At 60.4% G+C, this 25,628-nt stretch carries 22 protein-coding genes; 15 read left to right on the plus strand and 7 right to left on the minus strand.

Annotated features, from left to right (window positions below):
• Positions 1-8: 8 nt before the first annotated feature.
• Positions 9-2,399 carry a PAS domain S-box protein gene (locus tag NVV94_RS24155; RefSeq protein ID WP_258444809.1) on the minus strand — a complete coding sequence of 797 codons (2,391 nt, stop codon included), beginning with the start codon at positions 2,397-2,399 and terminating at the stop codon, positions 9-11.
• Positions 2,400-2,496: 97 nt separating this feature from the next.
• Between NVV94_RS24155 and NVV94_RS24160 the strand changes: the two genes are divergently transcribed.
• Complete coding sequence (locus NVV94_RS24160; RefSeq protein WP_258444810.1) at positions 2,497-3,504, plus strand: alpha/beta hydrolase family protein; 1,008 nt, start codon at positions 2,497-2,499, stop codon at positions 3,502-3,504.
• Here the strand turns inward: NVV94_RS24160 and NVV94_RS24165 are convergent.
• Genes NVV94_RS24165 through NVV94_RS24175 form a run of 3 tightly spaced genes read right to left on the minus strand, consistent with a single transcriptional unit; the run spans position 3,501 to position 5,960 of the window.
• Complete coding sequence (locus NVV94_RS24165) at positions 3,501-4,265, minus strand: DnaJ domain-containing protein (RefSeq protein WP_258444811.1); 765 nt, start codon at positions 4,263-4,265, stop codon at positions 3,501-3,503. The genes NVV94_RS24160 and NVV94_RS24165 overlap by 4 nt on opposite strands.
• A gap of 1 nt (position 4,266) precedes the next feature.
• Positions 4,267-4,938 (minus strand): N-acetylmuramate alpha-1-phosphate uridylyltransferase MurU, encoded by a 672-nt coding sequence (gene murU, locus NVV94_RS24170; protein WP_258444812.1) that lies wholly within the window; start codon positions 4,936-4,938, stop codon positions 4,267-4,269.
• Positions 4,935-5,960, minus strand: coding sequence for an aminoglycoside phosphotransferase family protein (locus tag NVV94_RS24175; protein WP_258444813.1), 1,026 nt, complete (start codon positions 5,958-5,960; stop codon positions 4,935-4,937). Before NVV94_RS24175 ends, murU begins: the two co-directional genes overlap by 4 nt.
• Positions 5,961-6,089: 129 nt before the next feature.
• On the opposite strand from NVV94_RS24175, the gene NVV94_RS24180 reads away from it, so the two are divergent.
• From NVV94_RS24180 to NVV94_RS24230, 11 genes are all read left to right on the plus strand, one after another.
• Positions 6,090-8,867 carry an LPS-assembly protein LptD gene (locus tag NVV94_RS24180; protein ID WP_258444814.1) on the plus strand — a complete coding sequence of 926 codons (2,778 nt, stop codon included), beginning with the start codon at positions 6,090-6,092 and terminating at the stop codon, positions 8,865-8,867.
• Entirely contained in the window at positions 8,848-10,164 is a 1,317-nt protein-coding gene (surA, locus tag NVV94_RS24185) for a peptidylprolyl isomerase SurA (protein WP_258444815.1), read from the plus strand. Before NVV94_RS24180 ends, surA begins: the two co-directional genes overlap by 20 nt.
• Complete coding sequence (gene pdxA, locus NVV94_RS24190; protein ID WP_258444816.1) at positions 10,161-11,150, plus strand: 4-hydroxythreonine-4-phosphate dehydrogenase PdxA; 990 nt, start codon at positions 10,161-10,163, stop codon at positions 11,148-11,150. The genes surA and pdxA overlap by 4 nt, the downstream gene beginning before the upstream one ends.
• Positions 11,147-11,953: a 16S rRNA (adenine(1518)-N(6)/adenine(1519)-N(6))-dimethyltransferase RsmA gene (gene rsmA, locus NVV94_RS24195; RefSeq protein ID WP_258444817.1), complete on the plus strand. Its 807-nt coding sequence runs from the start codon at positions 11,147-11,149 to the stop codon at positions 11,951-11,953. The genes pdxA and rsmA overlap by 4 nt, the downstream gene beginning before the upstream one ends.
• A gap of 115 nt (positions 11,954-12,068) precedes the next feature.
• Complete coding sequence (apaG, locus tag NVV94_RS24200; protein WP_258444818.1) at positions 12,069-12,449, plus strand: Co2+/Mg2+ efflux protein ApaG; 381 nt, start codon at positions 12,069-12,071, stop codon at positions 12,447-12,449.
• The gene (locus NVV94_RS24205; protein WP_258444819.1) at positions 12,449-13,330 is read left to right on the plus strand and encodes a symmetrical bis(5'-nucleosyl)-tetraphosphatase; all 882 of its coding nucleotides are present in this window, start codon (positions 12,449-12,451) and stop codon (positions 13,328-13,330) included. The genes apaG and NVV94_RS24205 overlap by 1 nt, the downstream gene beginning before the upstream one ends.
• A gap of 31 nt (positions 13,331-13,361) precedes the next feature.
• Positions 13,362-13,691, plus strand: a complete 330-nt coding sequence (gene glpE / locus NVV94_RS24210; RefSeq protein ID WP_258444820.1) for a thiosulfate sulfurtransferase GlpE — start codon at positions 13,362-13,364, stop codon at positions 13,689-13,691.
• Between the two features lie 282 nt (positions 13,692-13,973).
• Positions 13,974-15,896: a PrkA family serine protein kinase gene (locus NVV94_RS24215; protein WP_258444821.1), complete on the plus strand. Its 1,923-nt coding sequence runs from the start codon at positions 13,974-13,976 to the stop codon at positions 15,894-15,896.
• A gap of 205 nt (positions 15,897-16,101) precedes the next feature.
• Positions 16,102-17,373 carry a YeaH/YhbH family protein gene (locus NVV94_RS24220; protein WP_258444822.1) on the plus strand — a complete coding sequence of 424 codons (1,272 nt, stop codon included), beginning with the start codon at positions 16,102-16,104 and terminating at the stop codon, positions 17,371-17,373.
• The gene (locus NVV94_RS24225) at positions 17,370-18,932 is read left to right on the plus strand and encodes a SpoVR family protein (protein ID WP_258444823.1); all 1,563 of its coding nucleotides are present in this window, start codon (positions 17,370-17,372) and stop codon (positions 18,930-18,932) included. The genes NVV94_RS24220 and NVV94_RS24225 overlap by 4 nt, the downstream gene beginning before the upstream one ends.
• Positions 18,933-18,995: 63 nt before the next feature.
• The gene (locus NVV94_RS24230) at positions 18,996-20,216 is read left to right on the plus strand and encodes a multifunctional CCA addition/repair protein (protein ID WP_258444824.1); all 1,221 of its coding nucleotides are present in this window, start codon (positions 18,996-18,998) and stop codon (positions 20,214-20,216) included.
• Between the two features lie 42 nt (positions 20,217-20,258).
• Here the strand turns inward: NVV94_RS24230 and folK are convergent, their stop codons facing one another.
• Together folK and folB are read right to left on the minus strand one after the other, a co-directional pair.
• A complete protein-coding gene (folK, locus tag NVV94_RS24235; protein WP_258444825.1) occupies positions 20,259-20,774 on the minus strand; it encodes a 2-amino-4-hydroxy-6-hydroxymethyldihydropteridine diphosphokinase in 516 nt (171 codons plus the stop codon).
• Positions 20,765-21,118: a dihydroneopterin aldolase gene (gene folB / locus NVV94_RS24240; RefSeq protein ID WP_258444826.1), complete on the minus strand. Its 354-nt coding sequence runs from the start codon at positions 21,116-21,118 to the stop codon at positions 20,765-20,767. Before folB ends, folK begins: the two co-directional genes overlap by 10 nt.
• Positions 21,119-21,193: 75 nt before the next feature.
• On the opposite strand from folB, the gene plsY reads away from it, so the two are divergent.
• The gene (plsY, locus tag NVV94_RS24245) at positions 21,194-21,763 is read left to right on the plus strand and encodes a glycerol-3-phosphate 1-O-acyltransferase PlsY (protein ID WP_258444827.1); all 570 of its coding nucleotides are present in this window, start codon (positions 21,194-21,196) and stop codon (positions 21,761-21,763) included.
• Positions 21,764-21,789: 26 nt separating this feature from the next.
• Here the strand turns inward: plsY and tsaD are convergent, their stop codons facing one another.
• A complete protein-coding gene (tsaD, locus tag NVV94_RS24250) occupies positions 21,790-22,815 on the minus strand; it encodes a tRNA (adenosine(37)-N6)-threonylcarbamoyltransferase complex transferase subunit TsaD (RefSeq protein WP_258444828.1) in 1,026 nt (341 codons plus the stop codon).
• 201 nt (positions 22,816-23,016) lie between these two features.
• Here tsaD and rpsU point away from each other — a divergent pair, with 201 nt between their 5' ends.
• Both rpsU and dnaG read left to right on the plus strand, forming a co-directional pair.
• Complete coding sequence (rpsU, locus tag NVV94_RS24255; RefSeq protein ID WP_002551877.1) at positions 23,017-23,232, plus strand: 30S ribosomal protein S21; 216 nt, start codon at positions 23,017-23,019, stop codon at positions 23,230-23,232.
• 397 nt (positions 23,233-23,629) lie between these two features.
• Positions 23,630-25,615, plus strand: a complete 1,986-nt coding sequence (dnaG, locus tag NVV94_RS24260) for a DNA primase (RefSeq protein WP_258444830.1) — start codon at positions 23,630-23,632, stop codon at positions 25,613-25,615.
• The last annotated feature ends 13 nt before the right edge of the window (positions 25,616-25,628 follow it).

Genomic DNA, 25,628 nt, shown 5'->3' on the forward strand with positions numbered 1-25,628 from the left:
CCACCCTCCTAATTCAACGGGATACATACACAAAGGCTGGTGCCTTCACCCGGCTCGCTGTCCAGCTCCAGGGTACCGCCGAGCATCAATACCCGCTCGCGCATGCCAACCAGGCCGAAGGATGCGACCCGATTGGCTTGCACGACAAAACCGCAACCGTCATCAATGATCGTCATACACAGCATCTGCTCGCTGAGGGTCAGGCTGATCTGCACAGTATGCGCCCGGGCGTGGCGCATGACATTGGTCAGTGCCTCCTGCAGGATCCGGAACAAGCCAATGGCCTTGGCATCGCTCAATGGTGGCAGGTTATCCGGCACTTCCACCAGGCAAGGAATCTGCGTGCGCGCCTCGAAGCGCCGCGCCTGCCATTCAATGGCCGAGGCGATGCCAGCATCCAGGATCGGCGGGCGCAAGGCCGTGGCCACATCGCGTACCAGCTGGAACAATTGAGCGATCAGGCGCTTCATGCTGCCGAGGCGGTCATTGAGCCCCGGATCGAGATCGGCATAGGCCAGTTCGCACATCGAGGTTTCCAGCTTGAGCACGGTCAGCATCTGCCCCAACTCATCATGAACCTCGCGGGCGATGCGGGCCTTTTCCTCTTCGCGCACGCTCTCGAGATGCGCCGACAGTTCGCGCAATTGCTCCTGGGAGCTGGCCAGCTTCAGTTCGATGCGTTTGCTCTCGGTGATGTCCCAGACGATACCGTCCCAGACCACCCGACCATCGCCCAGGCCACGGGTGATCGCCTTGATCTCGGCCCAGCGCTCTTCTCCCTGCCGGGTCAGGATTCGCCCTTGCCATGACCAGTCACGGTCGGTATCAAGCGCCTGATCCTGAGTACGGTGATAGCTGGCCCGGTCGTCCGGGTGAACCAGGCTGCGCAGGCCCATGTCCGGGTGTCGCAACATCGCTGGCGAGTAACCCACCAGGCTCTCGCTGCCTTCACTGATATAGGCAAATTCAAGCAGCCCGCCCGCCTGGGCCCGCTCCAGGCGAAACACCAGCCCTGGCACGTTGGCCGCAATCCCCTGGAGACGAGCCTCGCTTTCCTGCAGTGCCGCCAATGCCCGACGGCGCTCGGTGACATCGGTCAAAAACACCACCAGGTACTCGGCGTCGCGAAAACGCAGAAAGCTCAGCGAGACGTCGGCTGGCAGGATGCTGCCATCGGCGCGGACACACTGGGTCTCGAAACTCTGCGGCCCCTCCTCGCTGGAGCGGGCGCGCTTCCACAAGTTGAGCCAGCGATCCATATGCAGGCCGGGCTCGAAATCGATCAACGGCCGGTCCACCACCGCGCCCGGCGCATACCCCAGCATCGTCTCGGCAGCATGGTTGGCATAGCGCACATGGCTGTCCCAGTTGACCCAAAGAATGCCGACAGTGCTTTGATCAATGGAAAACTGGGTCAACCGCAGCGCTTCTTCGCTGGCCAGGCGCTGGGCGATATCTTCGCGGGCCGCGAGTAACGAATGCTCCAATACCCGCTGCTGACGACGCTGCCAGGTCACGATGGCGATACAGGCCAACAGCAGCACCACGAGCAGCAGGCAAAGGTTTTGCCAGAACCCCGGCGATTCGGTCAGCCGCGGGTATTTGGGCTGCAGCCAGCGCCCGTGCAACTGCTCCAGATCCTTGGCCGGGATCGCATGCAAGGCCGCCCCCAGTATTTGCGCAAGTTCCGGCCAATCGGCCCGCGAGGCCACCCGCAACAGTTGCGGCAAGCCAATATCGCCGACCACCACCAGATCGGCGAACTCGGGCTCGCGCGACAACCGGCTCAGCTGCGCCTCATCCACGACCGCATAGCGGGCCTGGTCGCTCAGGAGCAATTGCAGCGCCTGACGTTCAAGCGGAACCCCTTGCAGATTAAGCTTCGGGTAAGTGCTGCGCAGGTAGTCTGCCACGGCGCTGGGCATGCGCACTGCTACCCGTTCTTCGCTGCCGAGCTGCTCCAGGTCAATCGTTATCGCGCCGTTGCGCATGCCGACCACCAGTTGCGGAACACGCATGTACGGGTCGGAAAACAACCAGATCCGCAGCCCCGCCGGGGTTTGTGTCAAACCGGGAGCAAGATCGATCTCTCCCGCCCGCAAGGCGCGCTCAAGGGCTGCCTGATCGGGAAAGTTGCGCCAGAACAGCTCAACCTGCAGCAGCCGGGCCAGCCAATTCATCAGCTCCACGTTGACCCCTGACAGCCGCTGCAGGCGCTGGTCAAACTGCGCATAGGGCGCCTGCAACACCAGCCCCACCCGCAGGCTGCGGTGCTGATCGAGCCACTGACGCTGGCCGGCGTCGAGTTGTACCGCCGGCGCAGAGGGCACTGGCGCCGCCAATGCGATCAAGGGAAGGCACAGACAGCCGATAACCATCAGGCAACGCAATCGCTTCATGCACAATCTCATCAATGAAGAAACGGCCATTGCAGGCGATGGCTGTCCCTGACAAATACAATTAGGCTGCCGGTATATTTCTGGCCTGGATTATCCGATGTTTCCAATCTACCGCACGACGCTTTCCGCGTTTTGCCTGGCGCTGATACTACCCTGCTCCCAGCCAGTGGTGGCCGAAGACGCCGCCCAAACGCCCACAAGTGAAGAGGCTACCCAAGCCGCAGCGGTGCGGCGTCATCCATTGCCCGAACGCAGCCAGGAGGATGCCCTGGCCCTGGAGCGGCAACTGCCGTCGCAGGAACAGCAAACATTGAGCGCTGGAAACGACAACTTTCTGGCCCTGTGGAAGCCGGCCAACAGCCGCGACCCCGTGGGCGCCGTGGTGATCGTACCCGGTGCCGGCGAAACGGCCGACTGGCCGCAGGCCGTTGGCCCGCTGCGTCGCAAGTTGCCGGACGCACGCTGGCACAGCCTGAGCCTGACCCTTCCGGACCTGCTCGGCGATGCACCGCAACCGCGAGCCGTGCCCCCCGAACCTGCCCCACCACCCACGACAGCATCAACCAGCCAGGCAACCCCACCGGACGCCGCGGCCAGCGTCGAACAGGCCACCGCCCCCGACACCGAGCCCTTCGACAACGCCATCTCAGCAGAGCAAGCGCAAAACGCGGCTGACGCCGAGCGGATCTTCGCACGAATCGAAGCGGGTATTGCCTACGCCCAGCAGCAAAAGGCTCGAACCATTGTCTTGCTCGGGCACGGCAGCGGTGCCTATTGGGCCGCGCGCTACCTGAACGAACGCCAGCCTCCCCAAGTGCAAAAACTGGTGATGGTTGCCGCCCGGACACCCGTGAATGCCAGCCAGGGGCTGGACACGTTGACCCCCACTTTGAAACTACCGACGGCGGACTTTTTCTACAGCGATCGCCCGCAGGTCCGTCAGGCCGCCCTGCAGCGCCTGCAAGCCAGCAAGCGGGCCAAGGACAGTGGTTACAGCCAGGTTTCCCTCAAGGCATTACCCGGCAACAAGGCTGCCGAACAGGAGCAATTGTTCCGGCGCATCCGTGGCTGGCTCGGCCCTGAACCCGATAAAACGGCCTTTTAGAAATCCCTGCGCTGGCGAACGACCGCGTAGGCCTGGTGCAACTCCCGGGTCCGCTCGGTCGCTTCGCAAACCTGGGAGGGGCTAGCGCCGCTGCCCAGCAGCTTGTCCGGGTGGTGACGGCTGATCAGGCGTCGATAGGCCCGCTTGATTTGCGCAGGCTCGGTGTTGGCGGCCACACCGAGAAGTCGCATGGCCTCCTGGTAGGTGCCGCTACTACTGGCCAGCGGTTTTCGCTTGGGGTCGTAGTCAGTGCCCAGGGCCTGCACCTTGGCCGGCGTCCAACCCAGCCACTTCCCCCAAAGCAGGACCAGCTCCCGCTCCTGGCGCGTCGCTTTGCCATCGGCCCAGATCATCCGCCAGCAGGCCCGCAACACACCTTCGGCGGCATGGGGCTGACGCTTGAGGCGTTGCAGGTTGCCCCGCAGGTGGTCCTGGCCCGCCTTGCCGCGATTGAACGCGGCAATCGCCCTCTGCTGTGCAGGCTCGCTCAAGTCCAGACGGCGCATTTCCTGCTGCGCCTGCTGGATATGCCCGTCGACCACCCGGCCGTCGCTTTTGGCCAGGCGCCCGAGCATCACGAACAGCAGCTCGTCGTCGCGCAGGACCGGTTTGCCCCCCAGCCGCTCCCGCACGTGAGCCCAGCTGTGCAACTGCAGGCGCCGGTCCATGACCTGACCGATCAGCGCACCGAGCAGTGCGCCGGGAATACTGGCGATGGCAAAACCTGCGCCGGCACCGATCAGGGTACTAGGCCAGAGCATTTCAATGGCGCCCGCAAAGCAGGTGCTCGACTTCAGCCAAACGCTCGTGGGTTCCGACATCGACCCACTGCCCCGCGAAATGCTCGCCGCTGACCTGGCCTTTGCCCATCGCCTCACGCAACAGTGGCGCCAACTTGAAAGCGCCCGGTTCGCAGTCAGTGAACAATTTCGGGCTCAGCAAGGCAAGCCCGCTGTAGGTGAGCGTTTGCGAGGAAGACGGATCATCGCGAACCTGACCATCGACCAGCGAAAAGTCGCCGCGACCGTTGTGATCCGGATTATCCACCAGCACCAGGTGGGCCAGGCCGGACAGGGGTTTGCGCAGGGTCGAGAAGTCGTAATCGGTCCAGATGTCGCCGTTGACCAGCAAAAAAGGCTCCTCGCCCAACAGCGGGAGCGCCTTGAAGATGCCGCCGCCGGTTTCCAGCGGCTCTCCCTCCGGGGAAAAGCTGATCTGCAGCCCGTAGCGAGCACCGTCGCCCAGATAGTCTTCGATCTGCTGGCCAAGCCAGGCGTGATTGATCACGACCTCCTTGAAACCCGCGCTCTGCAGCGCTCGCAGGTGATACTCGATCAAAGGCACCCCGGCGACGCGAACCAATGGCTTGGGCGTATGCAAGGTCAAGGGACGCATACGCTCGCCTTTGCCTGCGGCCAGAATCATCGCTTTCATGCAGTAGCTCCCGCCTTCGCTTGCAGCGAAGCGATCAGCTCGCCCAATTCCGCCAGCTCCGGCCGACGCGCAACGACCGCCTCTATATAAGCGAAGAAGCGCGGTACATCGCCGAGATAGCGCGGCTTGCCGTCACGGTGGCAGATGCGTGCGAAGATACCGATCACTTTCAGGTGGCGCTGTACGCCCATCAGGTCGCTGGCCTGCTCAAACGCTTCGAACTGCGGGTGTACCGGGATGCCCGCCTGGCGTGCCTGGTGCCAGTAATCCTGCAGCCAGGCCAGCACGCGCTCCTGCGGCCAACTGAGGAAGGCATCCTTGAACAGGCAGGTGATGTCGTAGGTGACGGGCCCATAGACCGCATCCTGGAAATCCAGCACGCCAGGGTTCGACTCGCTGAGCATCAGGTTGCGTGGCATATAGTCGCGATGCACCAGCACTTTCGGTTGTGCCAGGGCGCTGTCGATCAGCAGGGCACTGACCCGATCCCAGGCCGTCTGTTGCTTCTCGTCAAACTCGATGTCCAGGTGGCGACGCACATACCACTCGGGAAACAGCTCGAGCTCGCGTCGCAGCAAGGCCACGTCATAGCTGGGCAGCGGGGCGTCCATCGGCAACTGTTGAAATGCCAGCAAGGCTGCGATTGCATCCTTGAACAGCACGTCGGCGTTATTGGCGTCGATCACATCCAGGTAGGTTTTGTTGCCCAGATCGTTAAGCAGCAGAAAGCCGCGCTCCAGATCCTCGGCATGTATGACCGGTACATTTATCCCGGACGTTGCGAGCAAACGGGCAATGTCCACGAAAGGCTTGCAGTTTTCCTGCGGGGGCGGCGCATCCATGACGATGAAACTGCGGCCCTGGCCTTCCCAGCGAAAATACCGGCGAAAGCTCGCATCGCTGCTGGCTGCGGTCAACGTGGCCGGGGGAACGGCACCCCAGCCTTCGGTCAGAAAGAGCTTTGCCAGCTGTTCGTCGAGCCATACTTTCAAGTGTTGCAGGCGTACATCGTGTTCAGGCATTACAAGGGTCTCCGACGGCGCTAGCCGTCAAGCGGGTCATGCTTTATTATCCAGCATCTTTTTCAGACCATCGAGAGGCGTGCGGCTCCCCCGCGGGCAGATGGCACGCAGGAAGCCCGGACTAATAAGATGGCATTGAAATCCCCCGCGTTTCGTAAAAAATTTCCGCTGCTGGTCACTGGTGGCTTGCTGGCTATGCAGCCTCTGGCCGCACCTTACCTGGTAGCCGCAGAACAGTTTGACTGCCAAGTCTCTGCTGCGGGAGGCTGGGACTGCAAGCCCAAAACCAATGTAGCCCCGTTGCCGCCACGTCCCGTGCATGAAACGCCGACAGTGAGCGAGAGCGCTGAAGGCACCGCCCCAAGCGCCCCTGGCAGCGACGATAAGGCCGCCGACACCATGCTGGTTACCGAGAGCAAGGGCCGTGCCCTGAAGTCTCGCAGTGCCGACTATAGCCATCTCGACTGGGTACCGCGGGAGAATCTTACCCCTGCCCAGCTCGCCGAAACCGGGCCTTATTGCGCCGGCGCCTATGTCGAGCCTATTCGTCCCGGCATGGACGACACCACGCCAAAGAGCGAAGCGCCGACCTTTATCGGTGCCAAGGCTTCGCGCTATCAGTCCGAAGAACAGATCGCGACCCTCGCCGGTGATGTCGTCATGCGCCAGGGCAGCATGCAGGTCGAGGCCGACGAGGCCAGCCTGTACCAGGCCGAGAACCGTGGCGAGCTCAATGGCAACGTCAAACTGCGCGATAACGGCGCGCTGGTCGTCGGCGATCACGCCCAGGTCCAGCTCGATACCGGCGAAGCCCGGGTCGACAACGCCGAATACGTGATGCACAAGTCGCACATCCGCGGCAACGCGCTGTACGCCAAGCGTTCCGAGAGCGCCATCATCCGCCTCAAGGATGGTACCTATACCACCTGTGAACCGAACAACAACGCGTGGCACCTCAAGGGCAACAACATCACCTTGAACCCGGCGACCGGCTTCGGTACCGCAACCAACGTGACGCTGCGGGTCAAGAATGTGCCGGTGTTCTACACCCCGTACATCTACTTCCCGATAGACGACCGTCGCCAGTCCGGCTTCCTGCCGCCGAGCCTCGGCACCAGCAGCGACACCGGCTTTTTCTTCGTCACGCCGTACTACTTCAACCTGGCGCCTAACTATGACGCCACGTTGTACCCGCGCTACATGTCCAAGCGCGGCCTGTTGATGGAAGGCGAGTTCCGCTACCTGACCGAAACCAGCGAAGGTCAGTTCGGTGGCGCCTACCTCAATGACAAGGAAGACGAGCGCAAGCTGCAGTCCGACTACCAGGAAGATCGCTGGATGGTCAACTGGCAGCACAAGGGTGGCCTGGACTCGCGCCTGTTGAGCGAAGTCGACTACACCGATATCAGCGATCCGTATTACTTTCAGGATCTGGAATCCGATCAGATCGGTGTGGAAAGCAAGGACTACATCGATCAGAAAGGCGCCTTGACCTATCGCGGCGACAGCTATGCTGCTCGCCTGAACTTGCATGCGTACAAGCTGGCGACTATTTCCAACATCACGCCGTATGATCGTTTGCCGCAAATTACCTTCAATGGTGCCTTGCCGTACCATCCAGGAGGGCTCGACTTCGGCTACGAAACCGAGTTTGTGCGGTTTGATCGGGATCTGCGCAAAGGTAATTTCGTTGACGAGAACGGCGTCGGCACCCCTTGGTACGACACCTTCGTTGCCGGCCTCGCCCGCGCCAACGGTAACCGGGTCAACGTAAAGCCGGGCGTCAGCCTGCCACTTGAATGGACTTACGGCTTCCTGAAGCCCTCGGTCAAGCATGTCTATACCCGGTACGATCTGGATCTGGATCAGCAGGGAAAGAACACACTACTGGCTGACGAAGAGTTCAATAGTTCGCAGGACCGCAACGTCCCGATTTTCAGCGTCGACAGCGGTCTGTACTTCGACCGCAGCACGCAATGGTTCGGGAAGGATTACCGCCAGACATTGGAGCCACGTCTGTTCTATCTGTATGTTCCTGAAGAGGACCAGACTGACATTCCCGTATTTGACACAAGTGAAAGCACTTTCAACTACGCGTCTCTCTTCCGCGAGAATCGTTTCTACGGCTCCGACCGCATCGGCGACGAAAACAAATTGTCGCTGGGGGTGACCAACCGCTGGATCGAAGACAACGGTTTCGAGCGTCAGCGCTTGAGCGTCGGTCAGGCCGTGTACTTCAAGGATCGCAAGGTGCAATTGCCCGGCATCGATGGGAGCACCCGCGAAGACGCGCAAGCCAATGTCTCGCCGTACGCACTGGAATACGAGTATCGCTACAACCGCGACTGGCGCTTCAACTCCGATTTCAACTGGGACCCGGACAGCCGCAAAACCCGCTCGGGTAGCGCGATGTTCCACTACCAGCCTGAAGACAACGTGAACAAGGTCGTCAACCTGGGCTACCGCTACCGCAACGACCTGGTCCGCTATGACCAGACCACCGGTAAGTGGTCTGTGGGCGGCGGCGATTATGGCACCCCAGGCACCCCCGGTTACGTGAAGGACTACTACAAGATCCAGCAACACGACTTCTCGGTCATGTGGCCGATCGTGCCGCAATGGACCGCCATCAGCCGCTGGCAGTACGACTACAACCGCAATCGCACCCTGGAAGCCTTCGGTGGTTTCGAGTACGACAACTGCTGCTGGAAACTGCGTCTGATCAACCGTTACTGGATCGACTACGACGAGTTCAGCCAGGATGCGCCGTCGAACGAAAAAGGCGACCATGGGATCTTCCTGCAAATCGTGCTGAAAGGCCTCGGTGGCGTGGTAGGTAGTAAGGTCGAGAGCTTCCTGGACAAAGGCATTCAAGGTTATCGTCAACGTGAAGATCAAGCTTACTGATTGTCTGCGCCCGCTGATGCTGGGCGCAGTATTACTGGGTACCGCGGCGCAGGCCCAGGTACAGACCCTGGACAAAGTCGTGGCCATCGTCGACAACGACGTGGTGATGCAGAGCCAACTGGACCAGCGCGTCCATGAAGTTCAACAAACCATCGCCAAGCGCGGTGCCGGTGTGCCGCCTGCCGGCGTGCTGGAACAGCAGGTGCTGGAGCGCCTGATCGTCGAGAACCTGCAATTGCAGATTGGTGATCGCTCCGGCATTCGCATCACCGACGAAGAGCTGAACCAGGCCATCGGCACCATTGCCCAGCGCAACAACATGAGTGTCGAGCAGTTCCGTGCCGCCCTTGCCCGCGACGGCCTCTCCTACGACGACGCCCGCGAGCAGGTGCGTCGCGAGATGATCATCAGCCGTGTGCGCCAACGCCGCGTGGCCGAGCGCATTCAGGTTACCGAGCAGGAAGTGAAGAACTTCCTCGCCTCGGACATGGGCAAAATGCAGCTGTCCGAAGAGTTCCACCTGGCCAACATCCTGATCCCGACACCGGAAAGCGCCAGCTCGGACGCCATCCAGAGCGCGGCCCGTCAAGCCCAGGATGTCTACCAGCAACTCAAGCAAGGCGCTGACTTCGGCCAACTGGCCATCGCCCGATCGGCCAGCGAAACCGCACTGGAAGGTGGCGACATGGGCTGGCGTAAAGCTGCGCAACTGCCTCCACCATTCGACCGTCAACTCAGCCTGATGTCGCCCGGTGACTTCACCGAGCCGATGCGCACCCCCGGCGGCTTCATCATCGTCAAGCTGCTGGAAAAGCGCGGCGGTGGCACCCAGGTCCGTGACGAAGTCCATGTTCGCCACATCCTGATCAAGCCCAGCGAAATCCGCAGCGAAGCCGAGACACAGCGCTTGGCCGAACGCCTGTACGACCGGATCACCTCCGGCGAAGACTTCGCCGAGCTGGCAAAAAGCTTCTCCGAAGACCCGGGTTCCGCGCTCAACGGTGGCGACCTGAACTGGATCGACCCGAACGCTCTGGTCCCCGAATTCCGCCAGGTAATGGCCGAAACCCCACAGGGCCAGCTGTCGAAACCGTTCAAGAGCCCGTATGGCTGGCACGTCCTGGAAGTCCTGGGTCGCCGCGCCACCGACAGCACCAGCCAAGCCCGCGAACAGCAGGCCATGACTGTCCTGCGTAACCGCAAGTACGACGAAGAGCTGCAAACCTGGCTGCGTCAGATCCGTGATGAAGCGTACGTCGAGATCAAGCTCCCTGGCGTCGACCAGGCGCAACAGTGAAGCTCAAGCGTTTCGCGCTGACACCCGGCGAGCCGGCCGGCATAGGTCCTGACCTGTGCCTGCTGCTCGCCTCGCACCCCCAGCCATATCCCCTGATCGCCATTACCAGCCGTGACCTGCTCGCCGAGCGGGCCGCGCAGCTGGGTGTGGCTGTCAACCTGCTGCCAGTGACCCCGGATGCGTTCCCGACCCAACCGGCCCAAGCCGGCAGCCTGTATGTCTGGGATACACCGTTGGGCGCGCCGGTTACCGCCGGGCAACTGGACAAGGCCAATGCCGCCTTCGTGCTGGAAACCCTCACCCGCGCAGGCCAGGGCTGCCTGGATGGGCACTTTGCCGGCATGATCACTGCCCCCGTGCACAAAGGCGTGATCAACGAAAGCGGCATCGCCTTCTCCGGCCATACCGAATTTCTTGCCGACCTCACGAATACCGAGCAAGTGGTGATGATGCTTGCCACCCGCGGCCTGCGCGTGGCCCTGGTCACCACCCATCTGCCGTTGCGCGACATAGCCGATGCCATCACCGACGAACGGCTGGAGCGGGTCACCCGCATCCTCCACGCCGACCTGAAGCAGAAATTCGGCATTGCCCAACCACGCATCCTGGTCTGCGGCCTCAACCCGCACGCCGGCGAAGGTGGTCACCTGGGGCGCGAAGAAATCGACATCATCGAACCTACATTGGAGCGCCTGCGCAGCGAAGGCATGGATCTTCGCGGCCCGCTGCCTGCCGACACTCTGTTTACCCCCAAATATCTGGAGCACTGCGACGCAGTGCTGGCGATGTACCACGACCAGGGCCTGCCCGTACTGAAGTACAAAGGCTTCGGCGCCGCCGTCAACGTGACGCTCGGCCTGCCGATCATCCGCACCTCGGTCGACCACGGCACAGCCCTGGATCTGGCCGGCAGCGGCAGGATCGACACCGGCAGCCTGCAGGTCGCCCTGGAAACCGCCTACCAGATGGCCGAGACCCGACTATGAGCGAGCAATACCAACACCGGGCGCGCAAGCGCTTCGGTCAGAACTTCCTGCATGACGCTGGCGTGATCGACCGCATTCTGCGGGCTATTCACGCCCGCCAGGGCGATCGCATGCTGGAAATCGGCCCGGGCCAGGGCGCCCTCACCGAAGGCCTGCTGAGCAGCGGTGCGCAACTGGATGTGGTCGAGCTGGACAAGGACCTGGTCCCCATTCTCAACCGGCAATTTGCCGGCAACGACAATTTCCGCCTGCACCAGGGCGATGCCCTGAAGTTCGACTTCAATACCCTTGGCGCGGCACCGAACAGCCTGCGGGTGGTCGGCAACCTGCCGTACAACATCTCTACTCCGCTGATTTTTCACCTCTTGCACAATGCCAGCCTGATCCGCGACATGCACTTCATGCTGCAGAAGGAAGTGGTCGAACGCCTGGCAGCAGGCCCGGGTGGTGGCGATTGGGGTCGGCTTTCGATCATGGTCCAGTACCACTGCCGGGTAGAACACCTGTTCAATGTCGGCCCGGGCGCGTTCAACCCGCCGCCCAAGGTCGACTCGGCGATCGTACGCCTGGTGCCCCATGAAGTCCTGCCGCACCCGGCCAAGGACCACCGCCTGCTTGAGCGCGTCGTCCGCGAAGCCTTCAACCAGCGCCGCAAGACCCTGCGCAACACCCTCAAGGCCCTGCTCAGCAGCGAAGCCATTTCCGCCGCCGGCGTCGACGGCAGCCTGCGCCCGGAACAACTGGACCTGGCGGCATTCGTACGCCTGGCTGACAAACTGGCCGAGCAGAACACCGCCAGCTGAATATCCGCTCACCCGCGAGGCCGGTGAACGCTGGCCTCACGGGCATGAGATGGCCTAGACTGATCGAACCGGTAAACATCCGGTTTTATTCGCGTTCGCTTTTAAGGCCTCTTGCATGTCCGATCCTCGCTATCAGGTCGACGTCAGCGTCGTCACTCGCTTTCTGGCAGAACAGTCACAACCCGAGCAAGACCGTTACGCCTTCGCCTACACCATCACCGTGCAGAACAATGGCCTGCTTCCCGCCAGGCTTCTCTCGCGACACTGGGTAATCACCGATGGCGACGGCCACGTCGAAGAGGTTCGCGGCGAGGGCGTGGTCGGGCAACAACCGTTGATCCAGGCCGGCCAAAGCCACACCTACAGCAGCGGCACCGTGATGACGACCAAGGTCGGCAACATGCAAGGCAGCTACCAGATGATGGCTGAAGACGGTAAACGTTTTGACGCTGTGATTGCCCCGTTTCGGCTGGCCGTGCCCGGAGCTCTGCACTGATGGCAGTGTATGCGGTCGGTGACCTGCAGGGCTGCCTGCAACCACTGAAGTGCCTGCTCGAGCGTGTCGCCTTCGACCCGGCAAAGGACCAGCTCTGGCTGGCTGGCGACCTGGTCAACCGCGGCCCGGAATCACTTGCGACCCTGCGTTTCCTCTACGCCATGCGCGACTCCCTGGTGTGCGTGCTGGGCAACCACGACCTGCACCTGCTCGCCGCCGGGAACAACATCGAGCGCTTGAAAAAGGCCGATACCCTGCGCGAGATCATCGAAGCACCAGACGCCAAGGAACTCCTGGACTGGTTGCGCCAGCAGAAGCTGCTGCATTTCGATGAGCGGCGCGAAGTCGCCCTGGTCCATGCCGGAGTCCCGCCGCAATGGAGCATGAGCAAAGCGTTGCGCTACGCCGCCGAGGTCGAAGAGGTTTTGCGTGACGACAACCGCTTCAAACCCTATCTCGATGGCATGTATGGCAACGACCCGAACAGATGGGACAGGAACCTCAAAGGCATCGATCGCCTGCGACTGATCACCAACTACTTTACCCGCATGCGCTTCTGCACCCCCGACGGCAAGCTCGACCTCAAGGGCAAGGAAGGCGCCGATACCGCACCACCAGGCTATGCGCCCTGGTTCGCGCACAAGGCCCGCAGAACCCGCGCCCTGAAGATAATCTTCGGCCACTGGGCAGCACTGGAAGGGCGCGTCAAACAACCCGGCATCTTCGCCCTGGACACCGGTTGCGTCTGGGGCGGCGCCTTGACACTGCTCAACGTCGACTCCGGTGAACGCCATCTCTGCAAATGCGATGAGCATGGCAAGCCACGCCAATCGGCGCCGCCAGTCACACCGCCCTACGCCGCGATCGCTACAAAAGTCTAGAATGCACGATCAGCCAAGAAGGACCCAGCCCATGAGCGAATTCAAACGTATCCCTCCCGAGCAGGCCCAGGCCCTGCGTGAACAGAGTGCGGTGGTGGTCGATATCCGCGACCTGCAAACCTACGCCCTGAACCACATCAGCGGCTCGAAACATCTGGACAACCACTCCCTGCACGACTTCATTGCCAAGGCTGACCTTGATGCGCCGCTGGTGGTGGTCTGCTATCACGGTAATTCCAGCCAGAGCGCCGCGGCTTACCTGGTCAGCCAGGGCTTCTCGGATGTCTATAGCCTCGACGGCGGCTTTGAGCTCTGGCGGGCGACCTTTCCCCAGGAAACCGCCCAAAACTCGCAAGAATAATTTTTTTCAATTCGTGTACCCCGCGTAATACACGGGCTTGCACCCTGGCTGACGAACGGTCAGCCAGAACTTATTGCTTATCGCGCCTTGACCTCTCGGATTCCGAACTATCCTTAAGCCGAGGCCATCCAAAAAAGGGGAGAGCCGGTACACCGGCGTGCGGGTCATCGGTAGCGACTTTACAGGTGTTCTGGGGGGTATACAGCATCCGGTTTTCCGGTTGCATGCCAGCATCAACTGACTGATCCGACGTCGGCTCCACGTATCGAGCGAGGTGACGTCATGAGTATTTTTAGCCACTTCCAACAACGTTTCGAATCCACACGCCAGGAAGAACTCTCGCTTCAGGAGTATCTTGAGCTCTGCAAAAAGGATCGCAGTGCTTACGCTTCGGCAGCCGAACGTCTTCTATTGGCAATTGGAGAACCAGAACTGCTCGATACCTCGAGCAATTCCCGACTGTCACGGATTTTCTCGAACAAGGTGATCCGTCGCTATCCAGCCTTTGAAGACTTCCATGGCATGGAGGAGTGCATCGATCAGATCGTCTCCTACTTCCGCCATGCTGCCCAGGGTCTGGAGGAGAAGAAGCAGATTCTCTACCTGCTGGGCCCGGTCGGCGGCGGTAAATCCTCCCTGGCCGAAAAACTCAAGCAGCTGATCGAGAAGGTGCCCTTCTACGCCATCAAGGGCTCACCGGTCTTCGAATCACCATTGGGCCTGTTCAACGCCACGGAAGATGGCGCCATTCTCGAAGAAGACTTCGGCATTCCGCGGCGCTATCTCAATACCATCATGTCGCCTTGGGCCACCAAGCGTCTGGCTGAATTCGGCGGCGACATCAGTCAGTTCCGCGTGGTCAAGCTCTACCCGTCGATCCTGAACCAGATCGCCGTGGCCAAGACCGAACCGGGTGATGAGAACAACCAGGACATTTCCGCACTGGTGGGCAAGGTCGATATCCGCAAACTCGAAGAGTTTCCGCAGAACGACGCCGATGCCTACAGCTACTCCGGCGCCCTCTGCCGTTCCAACCAGGGCCTGATGGAGTTCGTGGAGATGTTCAAGGCGCCGATCAAGGTGCTGCACCCACTGCTCACGGCAACCCAGGAAGGCAACTACAACAGTACCGAAGGGCTGGGCGCGATCCCGTTCTCGGGGATTTTGTTGGCTCACTCCAACGAATCGGAATGGCACAGCTTCCGCAACAACAAGAACAACGAGGCCTTCATCGACCGGATCTACATCGTCAAGGTGCCGTACTGCCTGCGCGTAACCGACGAAGTGAAGATCTACGACAAGCTGCTGTTCAACAGCTCCCTGTCCAAGGCGCATTGCGCACCCGACACACTGAAGATGCTCGCCCAGTTCACCGTGCTCTCGCGCCTCAAGGAGCCGGAGAACTCGAACATCTACTCGAAGATGCGCGTGTACGACGGCGAAAACCTCAAGGACACCGATCCGAAGGCCAAGTCGATCCAGGAATACCGCGACGCGGCGGGGGTCGACGAGGGCATGAACGGTCTCTCCACCCGGTTTGCCTTCAAGATCCTGTCGAAAGTCTTCAACTTCGACCCGCATGAAATCGCCGCCAACCCGGTACACCTGCTGTACGTACTGGAACAACAGATCGAGCAGGAACAATTCCAGGCCGAAGTGCGTGAACGCTACCTGCGCTACCTGAAAGAGTACCTGGCACCGCGTTACATCGAATTCATCGGCAAGGAAATACAGACCGCTTACCTGGAGTCCTACAGCGAATACGGGCAAAACATCTTCGACCGTTATGTGCTGTACGCGGACTTCTGGATTCAGGATCAGGAATACCGTGATCCGGAAACCGGCGAGATCCTCAACCGGGTCGCGCTCAACGAAGAGCTGGAAAAAATCGAAAAACCGGCAGGCATCAGCAACCCGAAAGATTTCCGCAACGAAATCGTCAACTTCGTCTTGCGTGCACGAGCCAACAATAACGGCAAGAATCCGACCTGGCTCAGCTACGAGAAACTGCGCGTAGTGATCGAGAAGAAGATGTTCTCCAACACGGAGGATCTGCTGCCTGTTATCAGCTTCAACGCCAAGGCCAGCAAAGAGGACCAACAAAAACACAACGACTTCGTCACACGGATGGTGGAGCGCGGTTACACAGACAAGCAAGTCCGGTTGCTCTCGGAATGGTACCTGCGGGTTAGAAAATCCCAATAATCCGCGACCGGAAGCACCGGTTGTCGTTAGCCCAGAGCCTGTGTCGGCATTTTCTGTTACACAGGTTTTAAGAAGGTGTTGTAGAAACCGGCGGCGAGCTGACACGCAAACCTGGTTCAGGGCATCCTTGTCTGGATGCCCCGCAATCATCTTGCTCAGCCTCAGCCCGTTCGACCCGTTTCAAGACAGCTTCTAAGGAGCAGTCATGAGCTATGTGATCGACCGACGTCTCAATGGCAAGAACAAGAGCACGGTAAACCGCCAACGCTTTCTGCGGCGCTACCGTGATCACATCAAGAAAGCTGTTGAAGAAGCAGTAAGCCGCCGTTCCATTACCGATATGGAACATGGCGAACAGATCAGCATTCCCGGTCGCGATATCGACGAACCGGTGCTGCACCATGGCCGCGGCGGCAAACAAACCGTTGTTCACCCCGGCAACAAGGAATTCACCGCGGGCGAACACATTGCTCGACCACCGGGGGGCGGTGGCGGCAGAGGGCCGGGCAAGGCCGGTAACTCCGGCGAGGGCATGGACGAGTTCGTCTTCCAGATTACCCAGGAAGAGTTCCTCGAATTCATGTTCGAAGACCTGGAACTGCCTAACCTGATCAAGCGCCACCTGAGCGGCAGCGACACCTTCAAGACGGTGCGCGCCGGCATCAGCAACGAAGGCAACCCCTCGCGCATCAACATCATTCGCACCCTGCGCTCGGCCCATGCCCGGCGAATCGCACTGTCCGGAAGCAGCCGCGGCAAGCTTCGCGTGGCGCAGGAGGAACTGGCGCGTCTCAAGCAGGAAGAGCCGGACAATTTCGGCGATATTCAGGAAATAGAGGCCGAAATCGAACGGTTGCGCGCACGAATTTATCGGATCCCCTACCTTGATACGTTCGATCTCAAGTACAACCTGCTGATCAAGCAGCCCAATCCAAGCTCCAAGGCTGTCATGTTCTGCCTGATGGACGTTTCCGGGTCCATGACCCAAGCGACCAAGGACATCGCCAAGCGCTTTTTCATCCTGTTGTACCTATTCCTCAAGCGTAACTACGACAAGATTGACGTGGTGTTCATTCGCCATCACACCAGCGCCCGCGAAGTCGACGAGGAAGAGTTTTTCTATTCACGCGAAACCGGTGGCACCATCGTTTCCAGCGCTCTGAAACTGATGCAGGAAATCATGGCCGAACGCTACCCAACCAACGAGTGGAACATCTACGCAGCGCAAGCTTCCGACGGTGACAACTGGAACGATGACTCACCCATCTGCCGCGATATCCTGGCCAAGCAGATCATGCCATTCGTGCAGTACTACACTTACGTGGAGATTACCCCGCGCGAACACCAGGCCCTATGGTTTGAATACGAGCGCATCGGCGACGCTTTCGTCGACACGTTCGCCCAACAGCAGCTGGTATCGGCCGGCGATATCTATCCGGTCTTCCGTGAACTCTTTCAGCGCAGGTTAGTGACATGACTGCTAGAGAGCAGAAGCGCCAACCCATTTCCACGGGTTCAGAATGGACCTTTGAACTTATCCAGGCCTACGACCGGGAGATCAGTCGTATTGCCGAACGTTATGCCCTGGATACTTACCCCAATCAGATCGAGGTCATCACCGCCGAACAGATGATGGATGCCTACGCCTCGGTGGGTATGCCACTGGGCTATCACCACTGGTCTTACGGTAAACACTTCCTTAGCACCGAGAAGTCCTACAGTCGCGGCCAAATGGGGCTGGCCTACGAGATCGTGATCAACTCCGACCCCTGCATCGCCTACCTGATGGAGGAAAACACCATCTGCATGCAGGCGCTGGTGGTTGCGCATGCCTGCTATGGCCACAACAGTTTCTTCAAGGGCAACTACCTGTTCCGCACCTGGACCGACGCCAGTTCGATCATCGACTATCTGGTATTCGCCAAGCAGTACATCATGCAGTGCGAAGAGCGCCATGGCATCGACGCGGTGGAGGACCTGCTCGACTCCTGCCACGCCCTGATGAACTACGGTGTCGACCGTTACAAGCGGCCCTACCCGATTTCCGCCGAAGAAGAACGGCGGCGCCAGAAGGACCGCGAAGAGCATCTGCAGAAGCAAATCAACGACCTGTGGCGGACAATTCCCAAGGGCACCGGTAAACACAGTGACCGGGATAACGCCCGTTTTCCCGCCGAGCCCCAGGAAAACATTCTTTACTTCATCGAGAAACACGCGCCGTTGCTCGAACCCTGGCAGCGGGAAGTCGTGCGGATCGTGCGCAAGATCGCTCAATACTTCTACCCACAACGCCAGACACAGGTGATGAACGAGGGCTGGGCAACATTCTGGCATTACACCCTGATGAACGATTTGTATGACGAAGGCCTGGTCACGGACGGCTTCATGATCGAGTTTCTCCAGTCCCACACCAGCGTGATCTTCCAGCCCGGCTTCGACAGCCCCTACTACAACGGCATCAACCCCTACACCCTGGGTTTTTCCATGTACAGGGACATCCGCCGCATCTGCGAGGCCCCCACCGAAGAGGATCGTCGCTGGTTCCCGGACATCGCCGGCAGCGACTGGCTATCGACCATCAAGTTCGCCATGAGCAGCTTCAAGGACGAGAGTTTCATCCTGCAGTACCTCTCGCCAAAGGTCATCCGCGACCTGAAACTGTTCAGCATCCTCGATGACGACCAACGCGATGACCTGCTGGTCCCGGCCATCCATGACGAAGAAGGTTACCGGATCATTCGCGAAACCCTCGCCGCGCAGTACAACCTGGGCAACCGAGAGCCCAACGTGCAGATCTGGAGCATTGACCGCCGCGGCGACCGCTCGCTGACCCTGCGTCACCAGCAGCATGACCGCAAACCCCTGGGTGATTCGACTGAGGAGGTTCTCAAGCATTTGCATCGCCTGTGGGGCTTCGACATCCATCTGGAAACCCTTCAGGGCGACCAGATCGTGAAGACCCATCACGTGCCCCCCAGAAGCGAGCATGGCGATGGTGAGTACGGTCGACTGGACCTGGCCGTCGTTCATCTGTGACCCACGCTGCACCTCCGCTGGCCCGAGACAACAGGTATCCTGTCGGGTCAACGGAGGTTTTTTATGCAGATTTATAAAGTCGGCGGCGCTGTGCGCGATCGACTGCTTGGCAGGCCGGTCACCGATGTCGACTGGGTTGTGGTCGGTGCCACCACCGATCAGATGCAAGCCCTGGGCTATCGACCGGTAGGCGCAGACTTTCCGGTGTTCCTGCACCCCAAAAGCGGTGAGGAATACGCGCTGGCGCGCACCGAGCGAAAAAGCGGCCGGGGCTATGGTGGCTTTGTCTTTCATGCCAGCCCCGACGTTACCCTTGAAGAAGACCTGATTCGGCGAGACCTGACCATCAACGCCATGGCCGAGGATGAACAGGGTAATTTGACCGATCCTTACCATGGTAAGGACGACCTTGAAGCTCGAATCTTGCGCCATGTTTCTCCCGCATTCGCCGAAGATCCCCTAAGAGTCTTGCGTGTTGCACGCTTTGCAGCGCGTTATGCCGGGCTGGGTTTTACCGTCGCACCGGAAACCCTGGAGCTGATGCGTCAACTTAGCGACTCAGGCGAATTGCTGGCCCTGACACCAGAGCGCACGTGGAAGGAAATCGCCCGCGCACTGATGGAAGATCAGCCCCAGGTGTTTGTGCAAGTCCTGCGCGACTGCGGCGCCCTCAAAGAGCTGCTTCCCGAGGTCGACGAACTGTTTGGCGTTCCGCAACCGGCGGCCCATCACCCGGAAATCGACACGGGCACGCACACCCTCAGCGTGCTGGAACAGGCCGCCAGGTTCCAGCAACCGCTGAGCGTGCGCTGGGCCTGTCTGCTGCACGATCTGGGTAAGGGGCGAACACCGCCGCAGCTGTGGCCACGGCATATTGCCCACGAACAGCGGGGCCTCGAGCTGATCAAAACAGTGAACGAGCGCTTCAAGGTACCTCGAGATTGCCAGGAACTGGCCATGCTGGTCGGGGAGTATTACACCCACGGCCACCGGGCGCTGGAGCTCAAGGCGTCGACCTTGCTCGAACTCCTGCAAAGCTTCGACGTGTATCGCCGCCCGCATCGCTTCGAGGAGTTTATCGCCGCCTGCGAGATGGATGCGCGCGGGCGCCTGGGGCTGGAAGAGCGGAGTTATCCACAGGCTGATTATCTGCGCGGCGCAGCCCAGGCCGCCCGTGCGGTCTCTGTGCAGCCGCTGATCGAACAGGGGATCAAGGGCAAGGCGCTGGGTGAAGCGCTCAAGGGTGAGCGGCTCAGGGCGTTACAGGCCTACAAAGGGAGCTGATCCGAGATCCTGCGACCGGTTCCCGGTCGCAAAATACTGTGATCAACTGAAAGTTTGCGTCAGCTGCCGCCCATTCCACTCAAACGGAACCGGAGCCAGCACCTGATCGATACTCGATTCAGCCCACAACGCCCGGAAACTTTTACCCACCACTGGATGTTCAAGATCCGGCGCAATCAACGAAAGCGGCCACAACACAAAGGCATTCTTGAGAATCTCGGCGCGAGGCAGGATCAAACCATCGAAATTGCCGACCAGATCGCCATACAGCAAGACGTCGATATCCAACGGCAAGCCTTTGCGGTCCGGGGCATAGCGGCCGTTGTCCGCCTCGATGAACTTCAAGCGGCGGTCCAGCTCCATCAGCGGAAGATCGGTCATGGCCGACACCACCAGATTGAAAAACGGCCCGCTCTTGATACCTACGGGCTGGCTTTCGAAAACCGCAGAACAGCGCATGCCCTGGAGAAATCCAGCCAAGGCATCGAGCCCCGCGTGCAAGTGGACTTCACGCTCGATGTTGCTACCGAGCCCTAGGTAAACCGGGGTCAGAGACATCCGCGCTCGATCTCCACGCCTACCCCTTTGGCGGCTGGCACAGCACCTGGCTTGGTCAACCGCAGGTGCAGCCAGGGAATCTGGAACTCACTCATCAGCACTTCGGCCAGACGCTCGGCGAAGGTCTCGACCAACTGAAATTGCGACTGCTCGGCAAACCCCTGGATGCGCGTGCAGACACTGGCATAGTCGAGGGCCAGCGTCAGGTCGTCACCCGCAGCGGCCGGGCGGTTGTCCCAGGCGAGACTCAGGTCCAGACGCAGGCACTGACGAATGCCCCGCTCCCAGTCATAGGCACCGATAACGGTGTCGACTTCCAGACCTTCGATAAACACTCTGTCCAAGCACTTCTCTCCGCAGCACGACAAGGGCGCAATGCGCCGTTAGAATCTGGGGCGTCCTCGCCCGGAATAGTTAGCATGTTTTGGTTACTGGCGTTACTTGCCTACCTGCTTGGCTCTCTGTCCTTCGCCATCATCCTCAGTCGCCTGACCGGCAGCCCAGACCCGCGAATGAGCGGTTCCGGCAACGCCGGCGCCACCAATATGCTGCGCCTGGCAGGTAAAAAGCTCGCCGTCATCACACTGCTTGGCGACCTCTGCAAGGGTTTGCTTCCCGTGCTGATCGCCAGCCTGGCCGGCCTGTCACTGCAACAGCAGGCCTGGGTCGGCCTCTGCGCAGTTCTTGGCCACCTGTTCCCGCTGTACTTCCGCTTTCGCGGCGGCAAAGGTGTTGCCACTTCCGCCGGCATGCTGCTGGGCCTTTACCCGCCCGCCGCGATGCTGGCCATTGCTGCCTGGGCGCTCATTTTCTACCTGACCCGCACCAGCTCGCTCGCCGCCCTGATCGCAACACCGCTGATCCTGCCCCTCCTGGCTTGGCGCGAGCCCGAGGCACTGCTGCCGATGAGCGTACTGACCCTGCTCATCGTCTGGCGCCACCGCGGCAATCTACGCGACCTGTTTGCCGGACGCGAACGGCATTTCTGAATCTACAAAATGAGCACCGCTCAGGCTCACAACGCCGATAACTGCTCCATCGGCCAACGCGCCTGCACACTGATTGCCAGGCTTTCCTGCTGACCGGCCTGCAAACGCTGGCAGCCGGCAAATGCGATCATCGCGCCATTATCGGTGCAGAACTCAGGACGAGCGTAGTAGACGTTGCCCTTGAGCTCACCGAGCATTGTTTCCAAAGATGCCCGCAGAGCCTTGTTGGCGCTGACGCCACCGGCAATGACCAGACGCTTCATACCCGTCTGTTTCAAGGCCCGACGGCATTTGATCGTCAAAGTCTCCACCACCGCCTGCTGGAAGGCCAGCGAGATGTCGCAACGGGTTTGCTCGCCGTCGTCCCCGGCGCTCCGGCACTGCTGCCAGGTGTTGAGCGCAAAGGTTTTCAAGCCACTGAAACTGAAATCCAGCCCTGGACGGTCGGTCATGGGGCGCGGAAAAACAAAGCGGCCGGCAACCCCCTGGGCTGCCAGGCGGGCGATCTCCGGGCCGCCGGGATAATTGAGACCGATCATTTTCGCGGTCTTGTCGAAGGCCTCACCGGCAGCGTCGTCCAGGGTTTCACCCAACAACTCGTAACGACCGATTCCATCGACCCGAACCAGCTGGGTATGACCGCCGGATACCAACAAAGCGACGAACGGGAATTCCGGCGGCTGCTCCTCCAGCATCGGGGCCAGCAGATGGCCTTCCATATGGTGCACGCCCAGGGCCGGAATGCCCCAGGCAAACGCCAGCGCCTGCGCGCAGGAGGCCCCGACCAGCAAGGCGCCGACCAGGCCAGGACCCGCGGTGTAGGCGATCGCGTCGATCTCGGTGGGTACGCAGTCGGCTTCGGCCAGCACCTGACGGATCAACGGCAGCATGCGCTTGACGTGATCACGCGAGGCCAGCTCCGGCACCACGCCGCCATAGGCTCGGTGCAGGTCGATCTGACTGAACAGTGCGTCGGCCAGAAGGCCCCGTTCACTGTCGTATAATGCGACGCCGGTTTCGTCGCAGGATGTTTCCAATCCCAGTACTAGCATGGGTCTGCGCCTTGTTGAGGCTGAATTCGAAGGCGCGCATGATAGTCGCCGCTTTCGGCCCCGACCAGCGGTTTTCGATCAGAGGCTTTGCATTCCGAGCGCCTTAGGGTTAACATCCGCAACCCTTAAAAACCGACGTCCTCCAGCGCGTTTTTCCGCCATGAGTACGTTGACCCCGGTAATGAATGAAGGTAGCTCTGGATGCCAGCCGTCAAAGTTAAAGAGAACGAACCCTTCGACGTAGCTCTGCGTCGTTTCAAGCGCTCCTGCGAAAAAGCCGGTGTTCTGGCTGAAGTTCGTAGCCGCGAATTTTACGAGAAGCCGACTTCTGAGCGTAAGCGTAAAGCAGCAGCTGCTGTCAAGCGTCACGCCAAGAAAGTACAGCGCGAACAGCGCCGCGCCGTTCGCCTGTATTAATTTACAGACGTCCGTCGCAAGCTTCTGCCTCGCCCGGCCCTAAAGCCGGGCTGCCGGCAGATGCAGCGCCAACCTCAAGCTTTCGAGCGAGAGGCCGCCACGACCGCTCATGCGGCCGAAGGCGAACCTGCCCCAAACGTCAGAGCTGGCCTCAACGCCAGATGTGCACGTCGACACTGACGAGCCTTTACCGGCTGCAGACGAGCACGCCCTTTCCGCATCTTCCTGCAAGATTCTGGCAAGGCACCAACTCCAGTATTGTTTCACGCCATTCGACTTCGGCCCAGGCTGTTCTCGGATGCGTAGCCGTTGCCGCCGCATTAGCGATTACACTTGAGTCCAACGAGCAGCCGGTCGCCCCAGCGCCGCCGCTTTGTCGCCTGATGATGAGAACGCCATGGCCGGGCTGATTCCCCAAAGTTTTATCGACGACCTCCTGAACCGCACCGATATCGTCGATGTCGTGAGCTCGCGCCTGCAAATGAAAAAAGCAGGCAAGAACTACACAGCCTGCTGCCCGTTCCACAAGGAAAAGACCCCCTCGTTCAGCGTCAGCCCAGACAAGCAGTTCTACTACTGCTTCGGCTGCGGCGCCGGTGGCAATGCCCTTGGTTTCATCATGGACCACGACAACCTGGATTTCCCCCAGGCCGTCGAAGACCTGGCCAAGGCAGCCGGCATGGAAGTCCCCCGCGAAGAAAGCGGGCGCGGGCACAAGCCTCGGCAACCCACCGACTCACCGCTTTACCCGCTGCTGACCGCGGCAGCCGAGTTCTACCGGCAGGCCCTGAAAAGCCACCCCACGCGCAAGGCCGCCGTCGACTACCTCAAGGGTCGCGGCCTGTCGGGTGAAATCGCCCGGGACTTTGGCCTGGGCTTCGCCCCGCCAGGCTGGGACAACCTGTTCAAGCACCTGAGCAGCGACACCCTGCAGCAAAAGGCCATGATCGACGCCGGCCTGCTGATCGAGAACGCCGAAACCGGCAAACGCTATGACCGCTTTCGCGATCGCGTCATGTTCCCGATTCGAGACAGCCGTGGCCGGGTGATCGCTTTTGGCGGACGGGTACTGGGCGATGACAAGCCCAAATACCTGAACTCCCCGGAAACTCCGGTGTTTCACAAGGGCCAGGAGCTCTACGGCCTGTTCGAGGCACGCAAGTTCAACCGCAACCTCGATGAAATCATTGTCGTCGAAGGCTACATGGACGTGATCGCGCTGGCCCAGCAAGGCCTGCGCAATGCCGTGGCCACCCTTGGCACGGCCACCAGCGAAGAACACCTCAAGCGCCTGTTCCGGGTCGTGCCCAGCGTCCTGTTCTGCTTCGACGGTGACCAGGCAGGCCGCAATGCAGCCTGGCGTGCCCTGGAGGCAACCCTGTCGAGCTTGCAGGACGGGCGCAAGGCACGCTTTTTGTTTCTGCCCGAAGGCGAAGACCCGGATACCCTGGTCCGTTCCGAAGGCACCGACGCCTTCCGCGCCCGCATCAATCAGCACGCCCAGCCGCTGGCCGACTATTTCTTCCAGCAACTGACCGAAGAAGCTGACCCGCGCTCGCTCGAAGGCAAGGCGCACATGGCGACCCTGGCTGCACCGCTCATCGAAAAAGTGCCCGGTGCCAACCTGCGCACATTGATGCGCAATCGCCTCAAGGAAATCACCGGGCTCAACATCGCCGAGGTCCAGCAACTCGTGCACAACGCACCGGCCGAACCTCCACCGAGCTACGATCCGTCGATCGACTATGATGCGATTCCCGATTACAGCCCGGATTACAGCGACTTCCATCACCAGGATGCCTTTGAGCCGCAACAGCAGGAATGGACGCCGAAACACAACGGCGGCCAGAAAAAGTGGGAAGGCAAGCCCTGGGACAAAAAAGGCAAGCCATGGGACAAGAACGGTAAGCGCCAGGATTTCCAGCCACGTGCCCCGCGCATGCCGGCGAGCGTCGAACCACCAACACTCAGTGCTTTGCGCACCCTCCTCCATCATCCGCAATTGGCGGAAAAGGTCGAGGACGCCAGCCACTTCGCTGCCGAAGACCATGTCTACGCCCAGCTGTTGGTGGCCCTGCTCGAAGCCCTGCAGAAGAATCCTAAGCTACGCTCATTACAACTGATTGCGCGTTGGCACGGCACCGAACAAGGACGCCTGCTACGCGCACTGGCCGAAAAGGAGTGGCTGATTGATGCCGACAACCTTGAACAACAGTTTTTCGACACTATAACTAGCTTGTCCGCTCGCCAACGCGAGCGCAGCCTGGAACATCTGCTCAGGAAAGCACGTCAAAGTGAATTGAGCGCAGAGGAAAAAAATCAGCTGCGCGATCTGTTAAGCCGGAATGTTCCCGCACAAACCCCGACCTCAACTGGCGCGTGAGGTCCATGCTCGG

This window comes from Pseudomonas sp. LS1212, assembly GCF_024741815.1.
Taxonomy (GTDB): domain Bacteria; phylum Pseudomonadota; class Gammaproteobacteria; order Pseudomonadales; family Pseudomonadaceae; genus Aquipseudomonas.

Coding starts and splice junctions, on each gene's coding strand:
- NVV94_RS24155 (WP_258444809.1), bottom strand. CDS start 2,399: ATGAAGCGATTGCGTTGCCTGATGGTTATCGGCTGTCTGTGCCTTCCC.
- NVV94_RS24160 (WP_258444810.1), top strand. CDS start 2,497: ATGTTTCCAATCTACCGCACGACGCTTTCCGCGTTTTGCCTGGCGCTG.
- NVV94_RS24165 (WP_258444811.1), bottom strand. CDS start 4,265: ATGCTCTGGCCTAGTACCCTGATCGGTGCCGGCGCAGGTTTTGCCATC.
- murU (WP_258444812.1), bottom strand. CDS start 4,938: ATGAAAGCGATGATTCTGGCCGCAGGCAAAGGCGAGCGTATGCGTCCC.
- NVV94_RS24175 (WP_258444813.1), bottom strand. CDS start 5,960: ATGCCTGAACACGATGTACGCCTGCAACACTTGAAAGTATGGCTCGAC.
- NVV94_RS24180 (WP_258444814.1), top strand. CDS start 6,090: ATGGCATTGAAATCCCCCGCGTTTCGTAAAAAATTTCCGCTGCTGGTC.
- rsmA (WP_258444817.1), top strand. CDS start 11,147: ATGAGCGAGCAATACCAACACCGGGCGCGCAAGCGCTTCGGTCAGAAC.
- apaG (WP_258444818.1), top strand. CDS start 12,069: ATGTCCGATCCTCGCTATCAGGTCGACGTCAGCGTCGTCACTCGCTTT.
- NVV94_RS24205 (WP_258444819.1), top strand. CDS start 12,449: ATGGCAGTGTATGCGGTCGGTGACCTGCAGGGCTGCCTGCAACCACTG.
- glpE (WP_258444820.1), top strand. CDS start 13,362: ATGAGCGAATTCAAACGTATCCCTCCCGAGCAGGCCCAGGCCCTGCGT.
- NVV94_RS24215 (WP_258444821.1), top strand. CDS start 13,974: ATGAGTATTTTTAGCCACTTCCAACAACGTTTCGAATCCACACGCCAG.
- NVV94_RS24220 (WP_258444822.1), top strand. CDS start 16,102: ATGAGCTATGTGATCGACCGACGTCTCAATGGCAAGAACAAGAGCACG.
- NVV94_RS24225 (WP_258444823.1), top strand. CDS start 17,370: ATGACTGCTAGAGAGCAGAAGCGCCAACCCATTTCCACGGGTTCAGAA.
- NVV94_RS24230 (WP_258444824.1), top strand. CDS start 18,996: ATGCAGATTTATAAAGTCGGCGGCGCTGTGCGCGATCGACTGCTTGGC.
- folK (WP_258444825.1), bottom strand. CDS start 20,774: ATGTCTCTGACCCCGGTTTACCTAGGGCTCGGTAGCAACATCGAGCGT.
- plsY (WP_258444827.1), top strand. CDS start 21,194: ATGTTTTGGTTACTGGCGTTACTTGCCTACCTGCTTGGCTCTCTGTCC.
- tsaD (WP_258444828.1), bottom strand. CDS start 22,815: ATGCTAGTACTGGGATTGGAAACATCCTGCGACGAAACCGGCGTCGCA.
- rpsU (WP_002551877.1), top strand. CDS start 23,017: ATGCCAGCCGTCAAAGTTAAAGAGAACGAACCCTTCGACGTAGCTCTG.
- dnaG (WP_258444830.1), top strand. CDS start 23,630: ATGGCCGGGCTGATTCCCCAAAGTTTTATCGACGACCTCCTGAACCGC.